This window comes from Marinobacter shunpengi (assembly GCF_045449695.1).
GTDB lineage: Bacteria > Pseudomonadota > Gammaproteobacteria > Pseudomonadales > Oleiphilaceae > Marinobacter.
Window position 1 is genome coordinate 320,478 of sequence record NZ_JBJJKZ010000015.1, and the last position, 21,601, is coordinate 342,078.

Below are 21,601 nucleotides of genomic sequence, written 5' to 3' on the forward strand. Positions count from 1 at the left end.
ATGAAGGTGCTCTGGTCCATCATGGTCATACTGATTGTCCTGCTGCAGGTGCGCCTGTGGGTGGGGGAAGGCAGTTATGCCCAGGTCTGGGGCCTGAGCGAAACCATTGCCGAGCAGCGTCAGGAAAACGCCAAGCTCGCCGCCCGTAACGAACGCCTCTACGCCGAGGTTCGCAACCTGGGCTCCGGCCAGGGCGCCGTCGAGGAACGGGCCCGCAAGGACCTGGGACTGATCCGCAATGATGAAACCTTCTTCCTGGTTGTGGAGCCCTGAATCCAGAGCTTCCCGTTGTCTATGAATACCCATCGTTTCTGGCTTGTGGTGCCGGCCGCCGGTATCGGCCAGCGCATGCAATCCTCCGTTCCCAAGCAATATCTGACACTCTCCGGCCGGTTCGTGCTGGATGTGACCCTGTCCCGCCTGCTGGAAGCCGGCCCCTGGGCGGGGTGCGTGGTGCCGCTTCACGGAGAGGATCAGTGGTGGTCCGACAGTGGGAGCGCCTCGGACCGTCGCATTGAGACCTGTTCCGGCGGCGACGAGCGGGTCGACTCGGTGATCAGTGCATTGCATCACCTCTCCGGTCGGGCGGGCGATCGTGACTGGGTGCTGGTTCATGATGTGGCGCGACCGTGCATCCACCGGGAGGACCTGGCGCGACTCAGGACGGAACTGGCGGACGACCCCGTCGGCGGTCTGCTGGCGTCGCCGGTTTCCGATACCATCAAACAGGTGGAAACGGATGCTGACCGCATCGGGAAAACCGTGGATCGGCGCCGCCTGTGGCGGGCCTTCACCCCGCAGATGTTCCGCTATGGCGACCTGTTGTCGGCACTGCAAACCGGGGTACGTGAGCATCCCGGTACTATTACCGACGAGGCGTCGGCAATGGAGCTCGCCGGCTGGCAGCCGCGGGTGGTCACCGGGCGCACCGACAATATCAAGATTACCGTTCCGGAGGACCTGGCGCTGGCGGAGTTCATACTCGCCCGCCAGGACGCCGGGTAACTCCTTTATCAGGTACAGGCAGGTGTCATGAGGATAGGTCAGGGCTTCGATGTCCACGGGTTCTGCGAAGGATCACAGGTGATCATTGGCGGTGTTCCCATCCCCCACGAGAAGGGGCTCAAGGCCCACTCCGATGGTGATGTGCTGCTCCACGCCATCGCGGATGCACTGCTTGGCGCAGCGGCCCTGGGCGACATTGGCCACCTGTTCCCGGATACCAGTGCCGAATGGGCCGGTGCCGACAGTCGCGTGCTGCTGCGGGAAGTGAGTCGCCAGGTGGCGGACCGGGGGCTGCGGGTGATCAACGTGGACAGCACCATTATCGCCCAGGCCCCGAAGATGGCTCCCCATGTGGACGCCATGCGGCAGCATATCGCCGAGGACCTGGGGGTAGCCATGGACCGTGTCAGTGTCAAGGCCACCACCACGGAGAAACTGGGCTTCACTGGTCGCGGGGAAGGTATCGCCTGTCAGGCGGTCTGCCTGCTGGACGACGAGAATTCATGAGTCGCTGGCGGCTGGACTGGCCCTGGCCTGAAGGTGCGCCGTTGGGAAGCGCCCGGCTGAAAGTCCATCCGGAGGATTTCCGGGTGACCGAACGGTTGGAGGTGGGCGGCCCGGTCCATGAACTGGACGGGCAGGATGATATTGACGTGCCGGGGCAGGGGGAGCACCTGCTGCTCTACCTGGAGAAGACCGGCGACAATACTCCCTGGGTGGCGCACCGGCTGGGAGAGCTGGCCGGATGTGGCGATCGCGGCGTTGGCTACAGTGGCCTCAAGGACCGCCACGCGGTGACCCGCCAGTGGTTCAGCGTGCAACGGCCCGGCCTTGAGGGCGGTGACCCGGCGTTTATCCGGGCACTACAGCAACACTGGCCGGTGCTGGCGGTTGCCCGCCGGGACCGCAAGCTACGGCGGGGCGAGCATCAGGCCAACCACTTCCGGATCCGCCTGCGGGAGGTGACCGGAGATCCGGCGCAACTGGCACCAAGGCTCAATACACTGGCCCGCCAGGGTTGCCCCAACTATGTCGGGTTACAGCGTTTCGGCCATGACGGCGGCAACCTGGAGCGGGCGGTGGCCCTGTCACAAAAGCCGGCCCGTCGACGGCGTCGGGGCCGCAAGGCATCCGGCAATCGCGAAGGTCTGTATTTCTCCGCCGCCCGTTCCTGGCTGTTCAACGAGGTGCTGGCGGAACGGGTGTTGCAGGGCAACTGGCGGGACTTGCTGGGCGGGGAGCCGGACCCTGCCCCCACCGGTCCGCTATGGGGCGATGGCGGCACCGTGGCGCAGGGGGCTCAGGGCGCCCTGGAACGGGAAGTCGTCGCCCGCTACCCGGAGATGGAAGCGGTGTTTGCCGATACCCGCATGGCCCCCGAGCGCCGTGCGCTGGCGTTACGGCCATCCGGGCTGGACTGGGCCTTGTCTGACGCGGAGGAGGGCCCCTGCCTGGACCTGTCGTTTACCCTGTCACCCGGACAATACGCTACAACCCTGCTGTCGTCGGTGGTGACCCTGGTGTCGTCGTCCGACGGGCAGGAACCTGCGGAATTTTCGTAACCGATTTGTCAGAATGACCCTCCCATGACACAAATGTCATCGTTTATCCGTTAGAATTCTGAGCGGCTTATTCTATTCAGGGGTGCCTTGCCGGGCATCACCGGAACATTTTCGGAGAAACTGGAAATCGTGCGTATCTTGCTGTCGAACGATGATGGGGTGCACTCCCCGGGGCTGGTGGCCCTCCATGCCGGCCTGGAAGGGCTGGCGGAACTGGAGGTCGTGGCGCCTGACCGTGATCACAGCGGGGCCAGCAATTCGCTGACCCTCAACCGTCCATTGACCGTGGAACAGCATCCCGGCGGCTTCCGCTCGGTGGACGGTACCCCCACCGACTGTGTGCACCTGGCGGTGAATGGCCTGTTCGACAGACCGTTTGACCGGGTGGTTTCCGGCATTAATACCCATGCCAACCTGGGCGACGACATCATCTATTCCGGCACCGTGGCGGCCGCCACCGAGGGCCGTCACCTGGGCCTGCCGGCCATTGCCGTGTCCCTGGTGAATGAGGGCCACTTCCACTACGAGACCGCTGCCCGGGTGGTGCGCACACTGCTGGAGCGTGAGGACTGGCCGGATCTGGGCAGCCGCTGCATCCTCAATGTGAACGTACCGGATGTCCCCTGGGACGCTATTGCCGGTTTCCGGGTGACCCGGTTGGGGCGCCGTGGCCGGGCCGAAGGGGCCGTCCCCATGACCTGCCCCAGGGGCAAGGCACGTTACTGGATCGGCGCCGCCGGCGAGGGGGCCGATGCCGGGCCCGGCACCGATTTCCACGCCATACGTGAGAACTATGTGTCCATCACTCCGGTCCATATCGACATGACCAGGCATGATGCGTTGTCATCCCTGAGGCACTGGGTGGAGGCCGGACACTGATGGTGGCTATTGACGGAATCGGAATGACCTCCCGCCGCACCCGGCTGCGGTTGATCCAGCGGCTGCGGGAAGCCGGCATCGGCGATGAACGGGTCCTGGGGGCGATGGAAGAGGTGCCCCGGCATATCTTTGTGGACGAGGCATTGTCACACCGGGCCTACGAGGACACGGCACTCCCCATCGGCAATAACCAGACCCTGTCCCAGCCCTACATTGTTGCCCGTATGACCGAGGTGCTGATGAGCGCGAGCCCGAAGAAGGTGCTGGAGCTGGGCACCGGCTCCGGCTACCAGACCGCCATCCTGGCCAGGCTGTGTGACGAGGTGTATAGCGTGGAGCGGATCAAGGCACTGCAGGACCGGGCCCGGGAGAGGATGCATCTGCTCAGACACCGCAATGTGATGCTACGGCTGGCGGATGGCCCCATGGGCTGGCCCGACCGGGGACCCTACGACGGCATTATGGTGACCGCGGCTCCCCGGGTGCTGCCGGAGGAGTTGCTGGATCAGCTTGCGGATGGCGGTGTCATGGTGGCACCGGTAGGAGAGGAACAGCAGGTGCTGGTGAAGGTGACCCGGGACGGTGACAGCTTCCATACCGAGGAAATGGAACCGGTGCGGTTCGTGCCGCTGCTGGGCGGGGTGGTTCGTTGAGTGGCATCCGGCAGACCGCGGGGATCTTTATCAGGGGTATTGCCATGGGGGCGGCGGACGTGGTTCCGGGAGTGTCCGGCGGCACCGTAGCCTTTATCACCGGCATCTACTTCCGACTGCTGGGGGCCATTGGCGCCGTGCCATCGGCCTTCCTGCACTCCCTGGTCCGGGGGCACTGGCGCCGTTTCTGGCATGAAATCGATGGTGGTTTCCTGGTCTCGCTGCTGGCCGGCATCCTCACCAGTATCGCCACGCTGGCCAACCTGATCACTTGGGGACTGGAAACCTATCCCATTGCCCTCTGGAGCTTTTTCTTCGGGCTGATTGTGGCCTCGGTCTGGCATGTTCTCGGGCAGATGAATGAGCGCCGGTGGTGGCAGGTACTTCCCATTGCGGTGGGGGCCGCGTTTGCATGGTGGGTGACGACCCTCTCCGCTGGCCAGGTCAATCCGGGGGCGACCGCCTTCTTCCTGTCCGGCGCCCTGGCCATCTGCGCCATGATCCTGCCGGGACTGTCGGGCAGTTTTATCCTTCTGATCCTGGGCATGTACGGCCCGGTGCTGACGGCGGTCCGGGAGCTGGACCTGGCGCTGGTCGGCCTGTTCATGGCCGGCTGTGTCCTGGGACTGCTGAGCTTTGCGCGATTGCTGGGCCTGGCCCTGCGCAAGGCCCACGACCTGGTGCTGGCGATACTGACCGGTTTCATGGTGGGTGCCCTGAACCGGGTATGGCCCTGGCAGGAAGTGGTGAGCTGGCGTGCTGACAGTAGTGGAAATCAGGTACCCCTGGAGCAGGTGAGCGTCTCGCCGATGCGTTATGCTGAGGTGACAGGCGAGCCGGCACAGATTACGGTAGCGGTAGTGGCCCTCCTGATGGGCCTGGCCCTGGTGTTGTTTGGCGAATGGGTCGCTGGTCGGAGATCGCAGGCGCCGTCTCCGGCCTAAGTCCCGTGATGAACTGCCGCATTTGGCGGCATCAGATTTCCAGGACTGTGCCATGGGTCACGGTATGGGTGCGAAGGGTGTTACCTTTTCGGCGGGTCACTTGTTTCCTCAGGTAACACTTGGTGGTTCCCGGTAACCCCGACATGTTTACAAAAGATGCAAGAAATTAGTGGTTTAGGGGATCATTCGCCAAAACGTGCTAAGCTGAAAAGATAATTTCGAGATAAAAACGACATCAATATATCCGTGAATTATAGTCGCAGTCAGCGTCAGCCGGGCCCGGGTATGGGGCCGCGTTCCCGCTCCGGATGGAGACATGGCCTCCTTCTGCTGATGCTTGCGATCCTGTCATCGACGGCCCTGGTGGGGTGTAATACCTCCGCCATCTATGGTGACAGGGACTACAATCCCCCCGTTTACTGGGGGCGTCATGTGGTTGAAAAAGGTGAGACCCTATACAGCATTGCCTGGCGGTATGGCCGCGATTACCGGGAACTGGGCAATGCCAATGGCATGGAGCCGCCCTATACCATCCACCCCGGTCAGGTCATCCGTCTGGACCTCCGCGGAAGGGCTCCCGCCGACGCGCCCAGGACCGCTTCCCGTCCCACAGGGTCCACTCGAACCCCCGCTTCCTCCCCGAGCCCGGCGCCAAAACCCGAGCCGGCTCCAACGGTTACCCGCAAGCCCGACCGCAACGAGAACCTGTCGGAACAGAGCCAGACGGTCTCCGACATAAACTGGCGCTGGCCGCACGTTGGCACTGTAATTGCAAAATTTTCAACATCCGGAAAAGTCAACAAAGGCATTGATATTGCCGGCAATTCCGGAGACCCGGTCAGGGCAGCCGCCGACGGAAGTGTGGTTTACGCCGGTAACGGCCTGCTCGGGTACGGGAACCTGATTATCATCAACCACAATGAGCACTACCTGAGTGCATATGCCCACAACAGGCGCATACTGGTAGCGGAAGGGGAAAGTGTGAAGCAGGGCCAGACCATCGCCGAACTGGGAAGTAGCGGCACGGATGGCAACAAACTCCACTTCGAGATACGGCGAAACGGTAACCCGGTGGACCCGTTACCTTATCTTCCGACGCGCTAGGGCGGATTCCGGTTGTCAATAACCCCGGATCCGTGAAGAATGACCAAGAGAAGGCAGGGAGGCATCAAAACGTCATACACGCTATCTAGTCTGTCCGTTGATGGACGCATAAAACCAATAAGAACAGGAAACTGTCACTCGTTTCATACCAGAAATGTCCTGAACCAAGAATAAGCGGAATCAACAAAAACGGGGCTCGCAACAAGAAAAAACAGCGGGCAGTCATCCGGCAGGACCCGGGGATGCATCAATTCCGGAGTAGGGCACTTGCCGACAGGATCATTTGAAAGGCGGGGCTAGAGTTATGTCTGCAGAACATGAAGAGATGATCATCGATCGTGTTGCTGATGTAGAAGACACCGAAGACGAAGCGGAGGCCCAGGAGGTCGTCGCGGAAGTTACCTCCAGTACGGATACTGCATCCGCCCCTGCGGATGAGCCGGATTTTACTCCCCACGGCCGATACTTCGGCTCCCAGAAGCAGTTGGATGCTACCCAGCTCTATCTCAATGAAATCGGTTTCTCACCATTGCTGACGCCGGAAGAGGAAGTCTATTTCGCGCGTCTGGCCCGCAAGGGCGAAGAAGCGGGGCGAAAGCGGATGATCGAGAGCAACCTTCGCCTCGTGGTGAAGATTGCCCGCCGGTACGTGAACCGCGGCCTGACCCTGCTGGACCTGATTGAGGAAGGCAACCTGGGGCTGATTCGCGCCGTCGAAAAGTTTGATCCGGAGCGCGGCTTCCGTTTCTCCACCTACGCCACCTGGTGGATTCGCCAGACCATCGAGCGGGCGATCATGAACCAGACCCGCACTATTCGTCTGCCGATCCATGTAGTGAAGGAACTGAACCTCTACCTCCGCGCTGCCCGGGAACTCACCCAGAAGCTGGACCACGAGCCCTCCGCGGAAGAGATCGCCAACATGGTGGACAAGCCGGTGAGCGATGTGGAGCGCATGCTGGGGCTTAATGAGCGTGTGGCTTCCATGGACACCCCCATTGGCACCGGCGGAGAGAAGTCGCTGCTGGATACGGTCGCTGATGAGGGGGCTCATGACCCGGCGGACATGCTGCAGGACAATAACCTGTGCACCTGTCTTGAAAACTGGATTGACCAGCTCAGCGACAAGCAGCAGGAAGTGCTGTCACGCCGCTTTGGCCTGCGGGGTTATCCCACCAGCACGCTGGAGGAAGTTGGCCGGGAGATTGGCCTGACCCGCGAACGTGTTCGGCAGATCCAGGTGGAGGCCCTGCGTCGGTTGCGGGAAATTCTCGAGAAGGAGGGCTTGTCCAGCACCCTGCTGTTCAAGTAATTCCCATACCTGTGAGCGAAAAAACCGGCCATGGTCATGGCCGGTTTTTTTGTGGTGATATTTTGTGATGTGCATTACGCCCGACAGGCTCCGAACGTTTGAATTCTCGGTTACCATACACCGGCTATCCCGACAGGTGGGATACCCCCGGCTTTCGAGGCCGGGAGTCTTTTACGGCATGGTTTTTCGCCGTGGGGGCGCCCGGGCCGTCAGCCTTCCAATAACGAATAACAGGAGTTAACTATGGTTTCACGCTTGATGGCGGTTCTCTGCGGATTGTGTCTGAGCGCCCTGGCGGCATCCGGTGCCGCCGCCGTGGAAGTGGAAGGTGTCAACGTTGCGGAGTCAAAGACCGTGGACGGTACCAGTCTTGTGCTGAATGGCGTTGGTGTCCGCTCCAAGTTCTTTATCGACCTGTATGTCGCGGCCCTGTACCTTCCGTCGAAAACCTCCGATGACGCCGCCATTCTCAAGGCGGATGAAACCCAGGCCATGGTCCTGCATGTGGTCTCCGGCCGCATCAACAGCGATAACATGACCGAGGCCACCCTGGAAGGGTTCGAAAACTCCACCGGGGGCAATATGGTGCCGATCGAGCAGGAGGTGGACGAACTACTGACAGTCTTCGCCGACGAGATCAGTGAGGGGGACACCTTCGAGCTTGTGTATGTACCGGGTGACGGCGTTCGTGTGATCAAGAATGGCCAGGTGGGCAAGACCATCGGTGATCGTGCCTTTAAGGAAGCCCTGTTCGGCATCTGGCTGGGTAACGAGCCGGCCCAGGGCAGTCTGAAGGACGATATGCTGGGCGAGTGACATATCCCAGGGCGGCTTTGGCCGCCCGAGCCATACAGGTCCGGAGCGTTTCCCTGAGGTTGTGAGTTGCCTGCGTCTGACGTGCCTGATTGTTTGGGTGCGTGGCCCGGAGCCTGAGGCTTGGGGGGAGGCCGAGGGGTGGGGGTACTTTTCTTCCGGAAAACGTCAAACTCGCTTCGCTCAGACAACGTTTCCCTGCAGAAAAGCACCCCCACCCCTCGACCCCGGGCAATAAGCAAGTCTCCATGTTGATTGTAGAGGGTTGCACAGGTTTCGGAGGCATAGGGCTCATGTCCTTGACGGGGTGGCACTCCCGACAGACCCACTACACGCCAGATCGGATGGCTACTCCATATAATCCCGCTTGTACCGGAACTCACAAAGATCCTCGATAATGCAGGCGCCGCACCTGGGCTTGCGGGCGGTGCAGGTGTAGCGGCCGTGGAGGATCAGCCAGTGGTGGGCATCCAGCAGGAATTCCTTCGGCACCAGGCGCATCAGCCGTTTTTCCACCTCCAGCACGTTCTTGCCGGGGGCGATACCGGTGCGATTGGAAACCCGGAAGATATGGGTATCCACGGCCATGGCCGGCTGGCCGAAGGCGGTATTGAGCACCACATTGGCGGTCTTCCGACCGACTCCCGGCAGGGCTTCCAGTTCCTCGCGGGTGCTGGGGACTTCGCTGTTGTGCTTTTCGATCAGTGCACGGCAGGTTTTGATGACGTTCTCCGCCTTGCTGTTGAACAGGCCAATGGTCTTGATGTACTCCTTCAGCCCGTCCACGCCCAGGGCCAGGATGGCTTCGGGGGTGTTGGCCACCGGATAGAGTTTGGCCGTCGCCTTGTTCACACCCACATCCGTGGCCTGGGCGGAGAGGATCACCGCAATCAGCAGTTCAAACGGCGTGCTGTAGTTCAGCTCCGTGGTGGGGCTGGGGTTGGCGTCCCGCAGCCGGGTGAAAATCTCGATGCGTTTCTGTTTGTTCATAGGGCCTGATCGGTACGTCGGTGGTCAGGAAATATGGCCGGTTACCCGGACCCGTTTGCTGCCGGCGGCCACGGTATCGGTGGCGCGGGCCTTGCGCCGCTGCTCCAGTTTCGTGTCGATGCCGTTCTTGAGGGCAATCAGCAGGCCCAGGCCGACGAACGCCCCGGGGGGCAGGACCATGAACAGCATGTCCGGGTAATCCCGGAATACATGGACGGTCCAGTCTGCGGCTATTGGCCCCAGCAGCAGGTGCATATCGGTAAACAGGGTGCCCTGGCCAATCAACTCCCGCAGCCCCCCCAGGACGATCAGCACCGCCAGGAAGCCCAGCCCCATCATGGCGCCGTCGAGCAGGGCGGGCGCCGGGGAGACCTTGGAGGCAAAGGCATCGGCCCGGCCCAGGATCGCGCAGTTGGTGACAATCAGCGGAATAAAGATACCGAGGATCTGGTAGAGCTCGTAGGTATAGGCCTGCATCAGCAGCTCCGCGCAGGTCACGAAGGATGCAATAATCATCACGAAGGCCGGCAGGCGGACCGAGTCGCTGATGAAATTGCGGATCAGCGATACCGCCAGGTTGGAGCCCATCAGCACCAGCAGGGTGGCGATGCCCAGGCCGATGGCGTTCACCACCGTGCTGGTGACGGCCAGCAGGGGGCACAGCCCCAGCACCTGCACCAGGGCCGGATTGTTGGTCCAGAGGCCGTCGCGGATGATCTCGGCGCTGGTCTTGTTGCTCATGTCAGCCGTCCTCCCTGTCCGGTTGTGGCTGGCCATCGGCGGGGGTGTCGGCGCCCATGGCGACAAGGATGGCATCCCGGTGCTCCCGGAAGTACATCAGTGTGTGCTGGACCGCCTTGACCACCGCCCTCGGCGTGATAGTGGCGCCGGTAAACTGATCGAACACGCCACCGTTCTTCTTGACGTTCCAGTTCCGGGGTTCCGGATTGTCCAGGGAGCGTCCCTCGAAGGACAGCACCCAGTTGGATTTCCTGAGTTCCACACGGTCCCCCAGGCCCGGCGTTTCCCGGTGACTGGTGACCCGCACCCCAAGCACCTCACCCTTAAGGTTGATGCCTACCAGCAGGTGGATATCGCCGGAATAGCCATCCGGGGCCACCGCCGGCAGGATCAGCCCCACCGGTTCGCCGTCCCGTCTGGCCACCCAGCCGTTGAGGGCTCCGTCAATGGCCAGACGGTCTCCCGGCGGCAGGGTGACAGTGTCCTGCAGCAGGTCGTTGTCATGCTCCGACTCCGGAATGATCTCGTAGAGGGCGGCGGCTTCCCCCCTCGCCACCTGCTCCTGTATCCGATCCCTGGTGAGCTGCTGGGTGAGGGCAATGGTCCCACCGGTGATGATGGCGAACAGGCCCAGACCGATAGCGCTGCGACGGATGGATTGCGCGAGAGCTGCCATACCGTTACCCCGTCTTGCCCGGAATGCCCCGGCGCGGCTTGTGATGGCCGTAGGTGCGCGGTGGCGTGTAGTGGTCGATGAAGGGCACCGCGAAGTTCATCAGCAGCACGCTGAAAGCCACGGCATCCGGGTAGTTCCCCCAGGCGCGGATGATGTAGATCAGCATCCCGATACAGGCGCCATAGATGAGCTTGCCCTGGTGGCTGGTGGCGGCGGAGACCGGGTCGGTGGCGATAAAGAACGCGCCCAGCATGGTGCCTCCCGCCAGCAGGTGCATGGACAGTGGGGCATACTGGTCCTCGTTGGCGCCAAAGGCCAGGCTCATCAGCGCCAGGACGGCCAGCAGGCTGACCGGGATATGCCAGGTGATAATGCGCAGCGCCACCAGGGCCAGGCCTCCCAGCAGGAAGGCGCCATTGACCCACTCCCAGCCCCGGGCCACGCCGGCACCAAAGGTGGGGTGTTGCAACACCTCCACGGCGGTATGGGTGGCAATCTTGTGCTTGTACTCATCCAGGGGCGTGGCCATGGTGTAGGCGTCCACCGTGGTCTGTTGCCCGGTGAAGATAATGTTCAGGGTCTCGCCGAACCCGGGGGCGTTGGTCAGCATGCCTGCCTCGGCCCAGTTGGTGGTCATGGCCACCGGGAAGGACACCAGCACCAGAGCGTAACCCACCATGGCGGGGTTGAAAGGGTTGGTGCCCAGGCCACCGTAGAGCTGCTTGGCCAGCACAATGGCGGAGACAACAGCCACCGCCGATACCCACCAGGGGGCAAACTGGGGCAGGGAGAGGCCCAGCAGCAGGCCGGTGACGGCGGCGGTATTGTCTCGCAGGAAGAAGCTCACCGGCTTGCCCCGCAGCATCAGCATGGCGGCTTCCGCCCCCAGGGCCAGCAGCACGCACCAGACCACGTTGATCAGGTTGCCCCAGCCGAAGAACAGGGTCTGGGCCAGCAATCCCGGCAATGTTGCCAGGATAACGATCAGCATCACCTGGGAGGTGGGCCGTGCCCGGCGGGCATGGGGGGAGGACTGCTGCACCAGGCTCATTCGCCGGTCTCCGTTTCCAGTTGCCGGCGGGCGTCGGCCAGGGCGTCTTTGGCCCGCTGCACCCGGTCCACGTTCTTGGCCACCGCCCGTTCCAGTTTTTCCACGTTGTCGGCGCCACCGGCCTTGGCTTCTTCCAGCATGCCCTCCATGGTTTCCAGCTTGCCACGGGCCTGCTCAAGCTGCTTTTCCAGGGCGCCGATATCCGGTTTTTCGGCGGTGGGTTCGGGCGTACCGGATACCGTGGCAGCAGCGGCCGGCGCGGCCTTCTTGCGTGCCAGGGCCTGCTGGACCATGGCGGCCCTGGCGGAGCGTTCGTCGGTGGCGTCGCCCTCGGCTACGGCCTGCTCGGCCTCGGCTTTTTTCTTCTCCTGGGCTTCGGCGGCGGCACGGGCCCGTTCCCTGCGGCGCTGTTCCTTTTCTTCCTGCTCCCGTTCCAGTCGCGCCTGGCGGGCCTCGAACCGTTCCCGGGCGCGGTCGGCCTTGATCTGTTCCGCCTGCTGGGTGCGAATCTCGCCCTTGGCGTAGCGGTAGTACTGCACCAGGGGAATGGAACTGGGGCAGACGTAGGAGCAGGCGCCGCACTCAATGCAGTCGAACAGGTTCAGGTGCTCGGCGCGGTCGAAATCCTGGGCCTTGGCGTGCCAGAACAGTTGCTGGGGCAGCAGGTCCATGGGGCACACCTCGGCGCACATGCCGCAACGGATACAGGGCTGTTCCGGCGGCGGTGCGGGCAACTCGGCCTCAGTGGCGGCGATCACGCAGTTGGTGGTCTTGACCACGGGGACGGTGGTGTCCTCCAGGGTATAACCCATCATGGGGCCGCCGAGGATCAGCCGGTTGATCCGCCCCGGGTCAAGGCCCGCCCCGTCCAGCAGGTGCTGGATCGGGGTACCGATCAGGGCGTCTACATTACCCGGGTCCGAGACGCCGTCACCGGTGATGGTGGTAATGCGGGATATCAGCGGTTCGCCCCGGAATACCGCCCGGTACACGGCAATGGCGGTGCCCACGTTCTGGCACATGACGCCGATATCCGCGGGAATGCCGCCACTGGGCACCTCCATGCCGGTGAGGATCTGGATAAGCTGCTTCTCGCCACCGGAGGGGTACTTGGTGGGAATCACCACCACCTCGGTCTGGGTGCCTTCGGCGGCCTTGCGCACGGCGTTAATGGCTTCGGGCTTGTTGTCCTCGATGGCGATGACCACGCGTTCCGGGCGCAATATCCAGGCCATCACCTTCAGGCCCTGCTGGATCTCGTGGGCCCGTTCCCGCATGGCCATGTCGTCGGCGGTGATATAGGGCTCGCATTCCGCACCGTTGAGGATCAGGGTGCCCACCTTGCGATCCCGGGGCGGGCGCAGCTTGATGTTGGTGGGGAAGCCGGCGCCTCCCATGCCGCTGATACCGGAATCCCGGATTCGCTCCAGCACCGCTTCCCGGTCCATCTGGTGGTAGTCGTCGATGGGGGTGAGTTCGCACCAGGTGTCGTGGCCGTCCGGCTCCAGCACGATGCACCAGTCCGCCATACCGGAGGGGTGGGGCACCGGTAGCCGCTCGATAGCGGCAATGACGCCCGAGGTGGGGGCGTGTACAGGCACACCAATACCGGCGGTGACGTCGGCAATCTTCTGCCCCTTGAGGACCTGGTCACCCGGTTGCACCACCGGCTCCGCCGGTTCGCCGATATGCTGCTGCAGGGGCAGCACGAGCCGTGATGGCAGGCCTGCGGGCCGGATGGGGCTGGCGGTGGATTGGTGCTTGTTCTCCGCCGGGTGAATGCCCCCGGGGAAACTCCACAACTGCGTCATCAGGCGCTCACTCCCTGGCGATCAGTGGCGATGATTGCCGGTTTGGGTGGTTGCCAGGTCCAGGTCCGGATGTCCTCGTCCACGGTGACCATGTCGATACAGTCCACGGGGCAGGGTTCCACGCACAGGTCGCAGCCGGTGCATTCACTCTCGATCACCGTGTGCATGTGTTTGGCGGCCCCCAGGATGGCGTCCACCGGACAGGCCTGGATACACTTGGTGCAGCCGATGCATTCGTCCTCGCGGATGACCGCCACCCGCTTTTCCTGCTCCACGCCATGCTCCGCATCCAGTGGCTGGGGTTCCACGTCCAGCAGGTCCGCCAGGGCCTTGATGGTGGCTTCGCCGCCGGGGGGGCACTTGTTGATGTCGTCACCGTCGGCAATGGATTCGGCGTAGGGTCGGCAGCCCGGGAAACCACACTGGCCGCACTGGGTCTGGGGCAGCAGGGCGTCGATCTGCTCGACGATGGGGTTGCCCTCCACCCGGAAGCGTTCGGCGGCGTAGCCCAGCAAAGCGCCGAAGACCACGGCCAGGGCCAGCAATACCGCAACGGCTATCAGGATACCGGTCCACATGACATTGACTCCGTCAGACGCTCACCAGGCCGGTAAAGCCCAGGAAAGCCAGGGACATGAGCCCGGCGGTGACCATGCCGATGGCGGCGCCCCGAAAGGCCACCGGCACATCGGCCACGGCGATCCGCTCTCGCATGGCGGCGAACAGCACCAGGACCAGGGAGAATCCGGCGGCGGCGCCAAAACCGTAGAGCACGGACTCGACAAAGTTGTTCTGCCGGTTGATGTTGAGCAGCGCCACGCCCAGCACCGCGCAGTTGGTGGTGATCAGCGGCAGGAAGATACCCAGCACCCGGTACAGCAGGGGGCTGGTCTTGCGCACCACCATCTCGGTGAACTGCACCACTACTGCGATCACCAGGATAAAGGTGATGGTGCGCAGGAACATCAGGTCCAGCGGGGCCAGCAGGTAGGTGTAGGCCAGGTAGCTGCACACCGAGGCCAGGGTCAGCACGAAGGTGGTGGCCAGGGACATGCCCATGGCGGTCTCCAGCTTCCCGGACACCCCCATGAAGGGGCACAGCCCCAGGAACTGTACCAGCACGAAGTTGTTCACCAGTATGGTGCTGACCAGGATCAGCAGGTATTCGCTCATCCGCCCGGTGCTCCGATGGTTACATGACCCGCATGCCGGGGGTAGCGCCGGAATCGGGTGACAGAATGAAAATGTCCTTGCCTCCCGGCCCCGCCGCCAGGACCATGCCTTCCGACAGGCCGAACTTCATCTTGCGGGGCTTGAGGTTGGCTACCATGACCGTCATCCGGCCTTCCAGTTCCTCCGGCTGGTAGGCGGATTTGATGCCGGCGAACACGTTACGCTCGCCATGGCCGATATCCAGGGTCAGGCGCAGCAGCTTGTCGGCGCCTTCCACATGCTCGGCCTTGACGATTTTCGCCACCCTCAGGTCCACCTTGGCGAAATCCGGGAACTCGATCTCGTCCGCCACCGGCTCCAGGTTGCTGTCGGTGGCCTGTTTGTCGGGCTGACCGGTGGCGGCGGCCAGTTCCTCTTTGGAAGCCTCGATCATTTTCTCGATCTGCGCCATATCCACCCGATTCATCAGCGGCTTGAACTTGTCGATGGGGTGATCTTCCAGCAGGTCGCCCCGGTTGTTCCAGTCCAGCCGGGCGTTGAGGAAGCTCTCGGCGCCATCGGCGGTCTTCGGCAGGACCGGTGCCAGATAGGTCATCAGCAGGCGGAACATGTTGATGGCGTTGGTGCAGATGGCCTGCAGATTGTCGTCCTGCCCCTCCTGCTTGGCAATCACCCAGGGCTGCTCGTCGTTGACGTACTGGTTGGCAATGTCCGCCAGTTCCATGATACGACGCATGGCGCGGCCGAATTCCCGGGCCTCGTAGAAATCGGCGATTTCCTCGCCAGCCTGGATGAAGGTGTCCAGTTTCGCGCCCTCGGTGATCCTGCCCAGGCGGCCATCAAAGCGCTTGGTGATGAAGCCGGCACTGCGGCTGGCGATATTCACCACCTTGCCCACCAGGTCCGAGTTCACCCGCGCCGCGAAGTCCTCCAGGTTCAGGTCCATATCGTCGACGCCGGAGGTCAGCTTGGCGGCGAAATAGTAGCGCAGGTACTCCGGATTCAGGTGGTCCAGGTAGGTGCGGGCCATGATGAAGGTGCCCCGGGATTTGGACATCTTCTTGCCGTTAACGGTCACGAAGCCGTGGGCCCAGACCGCGGTGGGCGTGCGCAGACCGGCGTCGTGAAGCATGGCGGGCCAGAACAGGGCGTGGAAGTTGATGATGTCCTTGCCGATGAAGTGGTAGACCTCGGCTTCGGAGTCCGCCTTCCAGAAGTGTTCGAAATCGATATCTTCACGGTTGCACAGGTTCTTGAAACTGGCCAGGTAGCCGATGGGGGCGTCCAGCCAGACATAGAAGAACTTGCCCGGGGCATCCGGGATCTCGAAGCCGAAGTAAGGCTTGTCACGGCTGATGTCCCATTCCTGCAGGCCGGCGTCCAGCCATTCGGCCAGCTTGTTGGCCACCTGTTCCTGCAGGGTGCCGCTGCGGGTCCACTTGCGCAGGAAATCCTCGAAGTCCGGCAGCTTGAAGAAATAGTGCTCGGACTGCTTCTCCACCGGGGTGGCGCCGGAGACGGCAGAGCGCGGGTTTATCAGTTCCGCCGGCGTGTAGGTGGCGCCACAGGCTTCGCAGTTATCGCCATACTGGTCATCGGTCTTGCACTTGGGGCAGGTGCCCTTGATGAACCGGTCCGCCAGGAACATTTCCTTCTCCGGATCGAAGAACTGGGTGATCTGGCGGGTGGCGATATGGTCGTTTTCCTTGAGTTTGTGGTAGATGTACTCGGAAAACTGACGGTTCTCGTCCGAATGGGTGGAGTAATAGTTGTCGAAGCGGATGTTGAAACCCGAAAAATCCTCCTGATGCTCCTCCCGGATACGGTCGATCAGCTGTTCGGGGCTGATGCCCTCACGCTCGGCCCGCAGCATGATGGCGGTGCCGTGGGCATCGTCGGCGCAAACGTAGTAGCAGTTGTGGCCACGCATCTTCTGGTAGCGCACCCAGATATCGGTCTGAATGTATTCCAGCAGGTGACCCAGGTGGATCGGCCCGTTGGCATAGGGCAGGGCACTGGTAACCAGGATATCGCGCTGTTTGGCACTCGCTTGCGTCATGGTGATGTCCGAACCTTGGTGATCTTTGTGAGAAAGCCGCCGGAAGCCCCTGGGGCGTCTCCGGAAAGCTCCGTATGGTCAGAAACGGGCACAAATGATACCTTCCATGCCATCACTTTTCATCTTCCCGGGCACGGTTTTCCCCGTTGTGCCCGGAACCCTGATCCACGGAGCACACCATGGCCGAGATTTCCCGCACAGCCCTCGAGGCCGCGGTTCGTGAATACCGCGACCCGTACCTGGACAAGGACCTCTACGAACTCGACGCCGTCAGGGCCCTGGAGGTGGAGGACTCGGGTCAGGTCACGCTCAGGGTGCAGTTGCCCTATGCCAGCGAAGGCATTGCCGGCGGTTTGCGGCAGATCGTCACCAACAGCCTGGAAAACGTGACCGGGGTCACCGGTGCCGAGGTGCAGGTCAGCCAGAAGATCCATGCCCACAAGGCCCAGCGGGACTTGGAATCCATCGGCGGCGTGAAGAACATTATTGCTGTGGCCTCCGGCAAGGGCGGTGTTGGCAAGTCCACCACGGCGGTCAACCTGGCCCTGGCCCTGGCGGCGGAGGGCGCCGCCGTGGGCATTCTGGATGCGGATATCTACGGCCCCAGTGTGGGCATGATGATGGGCATTCCGGAAGGTCGCCGCCCGAAAACCGAGGGCAACAAGTATTTCCTGCCGGTGGAGGCCCATGGCGTCCAGACCATGTCCATGGCGTTCCTGGTGACCGACAAGACTCCCATGGTCTGGCGTGGGCCCATGGTCAGCGGGGCCGTACAGCAACTGCTGACCCAGACCCTGTGGAAGGAACTGGACTACCTGGTGGTGGACATGCCGCCGGGCACCGGTGATATCCAACTGACCCTGGCCCAGAAGGTGCCGGTAACCGGCGCCGTGGTGGTGACCACGCCCCAGGATATTGCTTTGCTGGACTGCAAAAAGGGTATCGAGATGTTCCGTAAGGTGGATATCCCGGTGCTGGGCGTGGTGGAGAACATGAGCATCCACATCTGCAGCAACTGCGGTCATGAGGAGCCCCTGTTCGGTGAAGGTGGTGGCGAGCGGGTTGCCAACGATTACCAGACGGAACTGCTGGGCCAGTTACCCCTGCACCTGACCATCCGCGAGCAGACCGACGGCGGTAATCCGAGTGTGGTGGCGGAGCCGGATTCGGAAGTGTCCCGCCGTTACCGGGACATTGCCCGTCGACTGTCAGCCAACCTGTCGACCCGTGCCCGGAACCAGAGCGGCCCCATTCCCAGTATCTCCATCAGCGACGATTGAGGCGGGGAGGACTTTTTGCCGCCGGGCATTCATACGGGTAAACTATGCCGCCCCGTTTACAGGGCTGACCACGTACCAGCGCAGCGACAGGAAAGAGACCGCATCAATGAGCATCAAAGCCGACAAGTGGATTCGCCGCATGGCGGAAGAAGAGGGTATGATCGAGCCCTTCGAGCCTGGCCAGGTACGGGAAACCTCCCGCGGACGGGTGATCTCCTACGGTACTTCCAGCTATGGCTACGACGTACGCTGCAGCAATGAATTCAAGATCTTCACCAATGTGCACTCCGCCACGGTGGACCCGAAGAATTTCGACGACAACAGCTTCGTCAACTACACCGGTGATGTGTGTGTTATCCCGCCCAACTCCTTCGCACTGGCGCGTACGGTGGAGTACTTCCGCATTCCCCGCCGGGTGCTCACCATCTGCCTGGGCAAGTCCACCTACGCCCGTTGCGGTATCATCGTCAACGTGACACCGCTGGAGCCGGAGTGGGAAGGACAGGTGACCCTGGAATTCTCCAACACCACCAACCTGCCGGCGAAGATCTACGCCAATGAGGGTGTCGCCCAGATGCTGTTCTTCGAGTCCGACGAGGAGTGCGAGACCAGCTATAAGGACCGGGGCGGCAAGTATCTGGGGCAGACTGGCGTTACCCTGCCCAAGACCTGACCGGGACACTGGTCCGGCCATGGCGGGTCTCTGGAGGCCCGCTTTTTCGTTGTGGAGCGGCGTGATTCGCCGTTTCCCGGGGTCATGGTCTTAAATGATAGTAGTAACGGGAGCCATACGTGAACGCAAACCAGTTTCTGAAGGCGGTGGAGCAGCTCCAGGGCTGGCGCCAGACGGCGTTCCTGCTGGCCCTGGCGGAGCGGGCCTTCCCTAACTATGCGCTGTTCAGCGAGGCCATCGGGACCAAGGCCGGGGGCAAAATGCGTCAATTGCTGGATGCCGGCTGGGATCTATTCGACAACAAGGCCGCCGAGAACCTGATTCCCCAGTTACTGGCCAAGCTGGAGAGCCTGAGCCCCGAGGTGGAAGCCTACGACGCTTATGGCGTCTACCCGGCCTTCGATTTCTGCCGGTTGCTTGAAGAGGCGCTGCTGAGCCGGCTGAACCCGTCGAAACACCGGGCCACCGAGGCCTCCCAGGTGGCCACCGGCACGGTGATGAACTTTATCACCTTCTCGGAAGGGGAAGACCTGGACGAGAGTGAGCTGGTGCGTCTGCTGGATGATCACCCGCTGATGAAGGAAGACAAGATGTTCCAGCGGGACCTGATCCTCAGTCTGAAACGTCAGCGGGTGCCGAAGGAACGCTATATTGAGGAACTGAAGGAACTGGCGGCCAATGAGGGCGTCAGTAACCTCGGTATTACCCTGGCGGATGACGAGCCGGAGCGCTGAGGCCTCAGGTAAACCGGGATACTAGCCCCCTGAAGAACCAAGTGATGTTGTGATGAAACTCTCTGCTTTTGGTCGCAAGTTTACCGCCGACTCGGGTATCACCTCCCTGATGGACGATCTGGGCAATGCCCTGGCGTCCGGTGACGACATGATCATGATGGGCGGTGGCAACCCGGGCCAGGTGCCGGAGATACAGCAGCGTCTGACGGACATCCTCTCGAACATGACTCGGGATCCGGAGGCCATGAAGCGCCTGGTGGGCATCTACGATCCGCCCCAGGGGGAAAAGCGGTTTATCGCCTCGCTGGTGGAGCTGCTGAACCGGGAGTACGGTTGGGGTCTGACGGAAGACAACATCGCCCTGACCAACGGCAGCCAGGCGGCCTTCTTCATGCTGTTCAACATGTTTGGCGGCGACTTTGGCGACGGTGACCACAGGCATATCCTGCTGCCCCTGGCACCGGAATACATCGGCTATGCCGATGCCGGTATCGCCCCGGAGCTGTTCCGGGCCGTGGAGCCGGAGATCAGCTTTACCGGCGCTCATGAGTTCAAGTACCGGGTGGATTTCGACGCCGTGGAGGTCACTGCGGAGACCGGCGCCATCTGCGTCTCCCGGCCCACCAACCCCACCGGCAACGTGGTCACCGACGAGGAGCTGGAGCGCCTGGAAGTTCTGGCCCGCAGCCACGACATACCATTGATCGTGGACGGTGCCTATGGAACGCCATTCCCGAACCTGCTGTATGTGGAGGCGCAGCCGCGCTGGAACGAGCAGGTGATCCTTTGCCTGAGCCTGTCCAAGCTGGGGCTGCCGGCGGCCCGTACCGGGATCGTGATCGCGGCGCCCGGGATCATCAAGGCCCTGTCCGGGATCAATGCCATCATGAACCTCGCCACGGGCAGTTTTGGTGCCATGCTGGCGGAGCCGTTGGTGAGCAGTGGTGAGATCCTGTCACTGAGTCGTGAGGTGGTGTGTCCGTTCTATCACGCCAAGATGGAGCGGGCGGTGCGGGCGTTCACCGAGGCCATGGGGGATGACTGCCGCTGGTATGTGCACAAGCCCGAGGGGGCCATGTTCCTCTGGTTCTGGTTCCCGGACCTTCCGGTATCCAGCCTTGAGCTGTACCAGCGGCTCAAGGCCCGTGGTGTGCTGGTGGTGTCGGGCCACTATTTCTTCCCCGGCCTGCCGGAGAACGACTGGCGTCACCGGCACGAATGCATCCGGGTGACCTATTCCCAGGATGATGAACAGGTGGCCGAAGGACTGCGGCGGATCGCGGATGAGGTAAAGTCAATCTGGTCGGAGCTGGGGTAATCACCTGCCGTGGCCGCTGCTAGGGTGCGGCGAGATCGGCGTCTTTCAGGTTCACTTCATAGCGGCTGCCGTCCGGTTCCACCTGCACCAGCCTCACCAGGAGGTAGTCCAGTTCCGGGGCGAACCACATCAGGGTCGATCGCTTGCTGTCCGCGTCACGGACCTTCTCGACCTTGACGGTTCTCTGTTCCCCGAAGGGCGTGTCCTGGGTTTCCTCCCCGATAACGGCAAACCGGTCCTCGTCAAAATCGCCGTCGTCGGCCACGGCGTAGGTGACGTCCTTTTTGCCCGCTTTCAGGTCCTGCTGCAACTGTAGCTGGAATCCCAGGGGGTCGAGGGCGCCCTCCATCAGGGGCATGTTGAAACTCTCGCCCTCATAGCTGCCGCTGACCGTATTGGCGGTGTGGTTGAAGTTCAGGGCCCGGCTGCGGTTCCGTATCATCAGTCCCTTCAGGGCATAGCGATACTTCAAGGGCTGGATGTGGCCGTTTTTCCAGTTGAAGGTCACCGATTCGGTAATATCGGCGATGAAGGAATTTACATCGAAACGGTAGAGCCAGCTACCGTCCGGCTGCTGTTCCAGGGTGCGGGTGGCAGAGCCGTTAATGGATAGCCCCTTGTCCATGGTGGCGCCATAGGTGGCGGAGATGGGTGTCAGGGCAGGGAGGTGGTCGGAGGCTTCCGGAGGCTCATCCATTGCCAGGATCGGGGCGCTTGCGACAAGCAGTAACACCAGGGCAATGGTGGTACGAACAACCGGGCGGGATTGACGATGGTGTCCTGTCACAGGGTGCTCCCTCATACAGCGTGAACTACCCCAGTG

General features: G+C 62.3%; 23 protein-coding genes. 14 read left to right on the top strand and 9 right to left on the bottom strand.

What is annotated here, in order from left to right; translation table 11 throughout:
• The 10 genes from ftsB to ACJO2E_RS13770 all read left to right on the top strand — a co-directional run bounded on the left by ftsB (window position 1) and on the right by ACJO2E_RS13770 (window position 8,275).
• A complete protein-coding gene (gene ftsB / locus ACJO2E_RS13725) occupies window positions 1-273 on the top strand; it encodes a cell division protein FtsB (RefSeq protein WP_406964554.1) in 273 nt (90 codons plus the stop codon).
• A gap of 21 nt (window positions 274-294) precedes the next feature.
• Entirely contained in the window at window positions 295-1,005 is a 711-nt protein-coding gene (gene ispD, locus ACJO2E_RS13730; protein WP_406964555.1) for a 2-C-methyl-D-erythritol 4-phosphate cytidylyltransferase, read from the top strand.
• 27 nt (window positions 1,006-1,032) lie between these two features.
• Window positions 1,033-1,512 carry a 2-C-methyl-D-erythritol 2,4-cyclodiphosphate synthase gene (gene ispF / locus ACJO2E_RS13735; RefSeq protein WP_406964557.1) on the top strand — a complete coding sequence of 160 codons (480 nt, stop codon included), beginning with the start codon at window positions 1,033-1,035 and terminating at the stop codon, window positions 1,510-1,512.
• The gene (gene truD / locus ACJO2E_RS13740) at window positions 1,509-2,567 is read left to right on the top strand and encodes a tRNA pseudouridine(13) synthase TruD (protein WP_406964558.1); all 1,059 of its coding nucleotides are present in this window, start codon (window positions 1,509-1,511) and stop codon (window positions 2,565-2,567) included. Before ispF ends, truD begins: the two co-directional genes overlap by 4 nt.
• A 129-nt stretch (window positions 2,568-2,696) precedes the next feature.
• Window positions 2,697-3,446 carry a 5'/3'-nucleotidase SurE gene (surE, locus tag ACJO2E_RS13745; RefSeq protein WP_406964559.1) on the top strand — a complete coding sequence of 250 codons (750 nt, stop codon included), beginning with the start codon at window positions 2,697-2,699 and terminating at the stop codon, window positions 3,444-3,446.
• Window positions 3,443-4,099: a protein-L-isoaspartate(D-aspartate) O-methyltransferase gene (locus tag ACJO2E_RS13750; protein WP_406964784.1), complete on the top strand. Its 657-nt coding sequence runs from the start codon at window positions 3,443-3,445 to the stop codon at window positions 4,097-4,099. Before surE ends, ACJO2E_RS13750 begins: the two co-directional genes overlap by 4 nt.
• Window positions 4,100-4,104: 5 nt before the next feature.
• A complete protein-coding gene (locus tag ACJO2E_RS13755; protein WP_406964785.1) occupies window positions 4,105-5,043 on the top strand; it encodes a DUF368 domain-containing protein in 939 nt (312 codons plus the stop codon).
• Window positions 5,044-5,376: 333 nt separating this feature from the next.
• Window positions 5,377-6,147 carry a peptidoglycan DD-metalloendopeptidase family protein gene (locus tag ACJO2E_RS13760; RefSeq protein WP_406964560.1) on the top strand — a complete coding sequence of 257 codons (771 nt, stop codon included), beginning with the start codon at window positions 5,377-5,379 and terminating at the stop codon, window positions 6,145-6,147.
• 304 nt (window positions 6,148-6,451) lie between these two features.
• Window positions 6,452-7,459 (top strand): RNA polymerase sigma factor RpoS, encoded by a 1,008-nt coding sequence (gene rpoS / locus ACJO2E_RS13765; protein ID WP_406964562.1) that lies wholly within the window; start codon window positions 6,452-6,454, stop codon window positions 7,457-7,459.
• 243 nt (window positions 7,460-7,702) lie between these two features.
• The gene (locus ACJO2E_RS13770) at window positions 7,703-8,275 is read left to right on the top strand and encodes a chalcone isomerase family protein (protein WP_406964564.1); all 573 of its coding nucleotides are present in this window, start codon (window positions 7,703-7,705) and stop codon (window positions 8,273-8,275) included.
• A 345-nt stretch (window positions 8,276-8,620) separates the two neighbouring features.
• Here ACJO2E_RS13770 and nth read toward each other — a convergent pair whose 3' ends face one another.
• Genes nth through metG form a run of 8 tightly spaced genes read right to left on the bottom strand, consistent with a single transcriptional unit; the run spans window position 8,621 to window position 16,773 of the window.
• Window positions 8,621-9,262: an endonuclease III gene (gene nth, locus ACJO2E_RS13775; protein WP_406964565.1), complete on the bottom strand. Its 642-nt coding sequence runs from the start codon at window positions 9,260-9,262 to the stop codon at window positions 8,621-8,623.
• Between the two features lie 24 nt (window positions 9,263-9,286).
• A complete protein-coding gene (locus tag ACJO2E_RS13780; RefSeq protein ID WP_406964566.1) occupies window positions 9,287-10,003 on the bottom strand; it encodes an electron transport complex subunit E in 717 nt (238 codons plus the stop codon).
• Window position 10,004: 1 nt separating this feature from the next.
• Window positions 10,005-10,679, bottom strand: coding sequence for an electron transport complex subunit RsxG (rsxG, locus tag ACJO2E_RS13785; RefSeq protein WP_406964567.1), 675 nt, complete (start codon window positions 10,677-10,679; stop codon window positions 10,005-10,007).
• 4 nt (window positions 10,680-10,683) lie between these two features.
• A complete protein-coding gene (rsxD, locus tag ACJO2E_RS13790) occupies window positions 10,684-11,730 on the bottom strand; it encodes an electron transport complex subunit RsxD (RefSeq protein WP_406964569.1) in 1,047 nt (348 codons plus the stop codon).
• Window positions 11,727-13,541 carry an electron transport complex subunit RsxC gene (gene rsxC, locus ACJO2E_RS13795; protein WP_406964571.1) on the bottom strand — a complete coding sequence of 605 codons (1,815 nt, stop codon included), beginning with the start codon at window positions 13,539-13,541 and terminating at the stop codon, window positions 11,727-11,729. Before rsxC ends, rsxD begins: the two co-directional genes overlap by 4 nt.
• A complete protein-coding gene (gene rsxB / locus ACJO2E_RS13800; RefSeq protein WP_406964573.1) occupies window positions 13,541-14,119 on the bottom strand; it encodes an electron transport complex subunit RsxB in 579 nt (192 codons plus the stop codon). Before rsxB ends, rsxC begins: the two co-directional genes overlap by 1 nt.
• Window positions 14,120-14,132: 13 nt before the next feature.
• Window positions 14,133-14,714 (bottom strand): electron transport complex subunit RsxA, encoded by a 582-nt coding sequence (gene rsxA, locus ACJO2E_RS13805; protein WP_406964574.1) that lies wholly within the window; start codon window positions 14,712-14,714, stop codon window positions 14,133-14,135.
• Between the two features lie 19 nt (window positions 14,715-14,733).
• A complete protein-coding gene (gene metG, locus ACJO2E_RS13810; RefSeq protein ID WP_406964576.1) occupies window positions 14,734-16,773 on the bottom strand; it encodes a methionine--tRNA ligase in 2,040 nt (679 codons plus the stop codon).
• Between the two features lie 179 nt (window positions 16,774-16,952).
• Here metG and apbC point away from each other — a divergent pair, with 179 nt between their 5' ends.
• From apbC to ACJO2E_RS13830, 4 genes are all read left to right on the top strand, one after another.
• Window positions 16,953-18,053 carry an iron-sulfur cluster carrier protein ApbC gene (gene apbC, locus ACJO2E_RS13815; protein ID WP_406964578.1) on the top strand — a complete coding sequence of 367 codons (1,101 nt, stop codon included), beginning with the start codon at window positions 16,953-16,955 and terminating at the stop codon, window positions 18,051-18,053.
• A 106-nt stretch (window positions 18,054-18,159) separates the two neighbouring features.
• On the top strand, window positions 18,160-18,726 hold the full coding sequence (dcd, locus tag ACJO2E_RS13820) for a dCTP deaminase (RefSeq protein WP_328185485.1): 567 nt from the start codon (window positions 18,160-18,162) through the stop codon (window positions 18,724-18,726).
• A 119-nt stretch (window positions 18,727-18,845) separates the two neighbouring features.
• Window positions 18,846-19,460 (top strand): YjaG family protein, encoded by a 615-nt coding sequence (locus ACJO2E_RS13825; protein ID WP_406964580.1) that lies wholly within the window; start codon window positions 18,846-18,848, stop codon window positions 19,458-19,460.
• 52 nt (window positions 19,461-19,512) lie between these two features.
• A complete protein-coding gene (locus ACJO2E_RS13830; RefSeq protein ID WP_406964582.1) occupies window positions 19,513-20,778 on the top strand; it encodes a valine--pyruvate transaminase in 1,266 nt (421 codons plus the stop codon).
• 19 nt (window positions 20,779-20,797) lie between these two features.
• Here ACJO2E_RS13830 and ACJO2E_RS13835 read toward each other — a convergent pair whose 3' ends face one another.
• Complete coding sequence (locus ACJO2E_RS13835; protein WP_406964584.1) at window positions 20,798-21,565, bottom strand: DUF3108 domain-containing protein; 768 nt, start codon at window positions 21,563-21,565, stop codon at window positions 20,798-20,800.
• Between the last annotated feature and the right edge of the window lie 36 nt (window positions 21,566-21,601).

What these genes read in the sequence shown, in the direction of transcription:
- ftsB (WP_406964554.1), top strand. Translation starts at nt 1, where the DNA reads ATGAAGGTGCTCTGGTCCATCATGGTCATACTGATTGTCCTGCTGCAG.
- rsxC (WP_406964571.1), bottom strand. Translation starts at nt 13,541, where the DNA reads ATGACGCAGTTGTGGAGTTTCCCCGGGGGCATTCACCCGGCGGAGAAC.
- rpoS (WP_406964562.1), top strand. Translation starts at nt 6,452, where the DNA reads ATGTCTGCAGAACATGAAGAGATGATCATCGATCGTGTTGCTGATGTA.
- nth (WP_406964565.1), bottom strand. Translation starts at nt 9,262, where the DNA reads ATGAACAAACAGAAACGCATCGAGATTTTCACCCGGCTGCGGGACGCC.
- ACJO2E_RS13780 (WP_406964566.1), bottom strand. Translation starts at nt 10,003, where the DNA reads ATGAGCAACAAGACCAGCGCCGAGATCATCCGCGACGGCCTCTGGACC.
- ispD (WP_406964555.1), top strand. Translation starts at nt 295, where the DNA reads ATGAATACCCATCGTTTCTGGCTTGTGGTGCCGGCCGCCGGTATCGGC.
- rsxA (WP_406964574.1), bottom strand. Translation starts at nt 14,714, where the DNA reads ATGAGCGAATACCTGCTGATCCTGGTCAGCACCATACTGGTGAACAAC.
- ispF (WP_406964557.1), top strand. Translation starts at nt 1,033, where the DNA reads ATGAGGATAGGTCAGGGCTTCGATGTCCACGGGTTCTGCGAAGGATCA.
- ACJO2E_RS13830 (WP_406964582.1), top strand. Translation starts at nt 19,513, where the DNA reads ATGAAACTCTCTGCTTTTGGTCGCAAGTTTACCGCCGACTCGGGTATC.
- rsxG (WP_406964567.1), bottom strand. Translation starts at nt 10,679, where the DNA reads ATGGCAGCTCTCGCGCAATCCATCCGTCGCAGCGCTATCGGTCTGGGC.
- ACJO2E_RS13770 (WP_406964564.1), top strand. Translation starts at nt 7,703, where the DNA reads ATGGTTTCACGCTTGATGGCGGTTCTCTGCGGATTGTGTCTGAGCGCC.
- apbC (WP_406964578.1), top strand. Translation starts at nt 16,953, where the DNA reads ATGGCCGAGATTTCCCGCACAGCCCTCGAGGCCGCGGTTCGTGAATAC.
- metG (WP_406964576.1), bottom strand. Translation starts at nt 16,773, where the DNA reads ATGACGCAAGCGAGTGCCAAACAGCGCGATATCCTGGTTACCAGTGCC.
- dcd (WP_328185485.1), top strand. Translation starts at nt 18,160, where the DNA reads ATGAGCATCAAAGCCGACAAGTGGATTCGCCGCATGGCGGAAGAAGAG.
- truD (WP_406964558.1), top strand. Translation starts at nt 1,509, where the DNA reads ATGAGTCGCTGGCGGCTGGACTGGCCCTGGCCTGAAGGTGCGCCGTTG.
- ACJO2E_RS13760 (WP_406964560.1), top strand. Translation starts at nt 5,377, where the DNA reads ATGCTTGCGATCCTGTCATCGACGGCCCTGGTGGGGTGTAATACCTCC.
- rsxD (WP_406964569.1), bottom strand. Translation starts at nt 11,730, where the DNA reads ATGAGCCTGGTGCAGCAGTCCTCCCCCCATGCCCGCCGGGCACGGCCC.
- rsxB (WP_406964573.1), bottom strand. Translation starts at nt 14,119, where the DNA reads ATGTGGACCGGTATCCTGATAGCCGTTGCGGTATTGCTGGCCCTGGCC.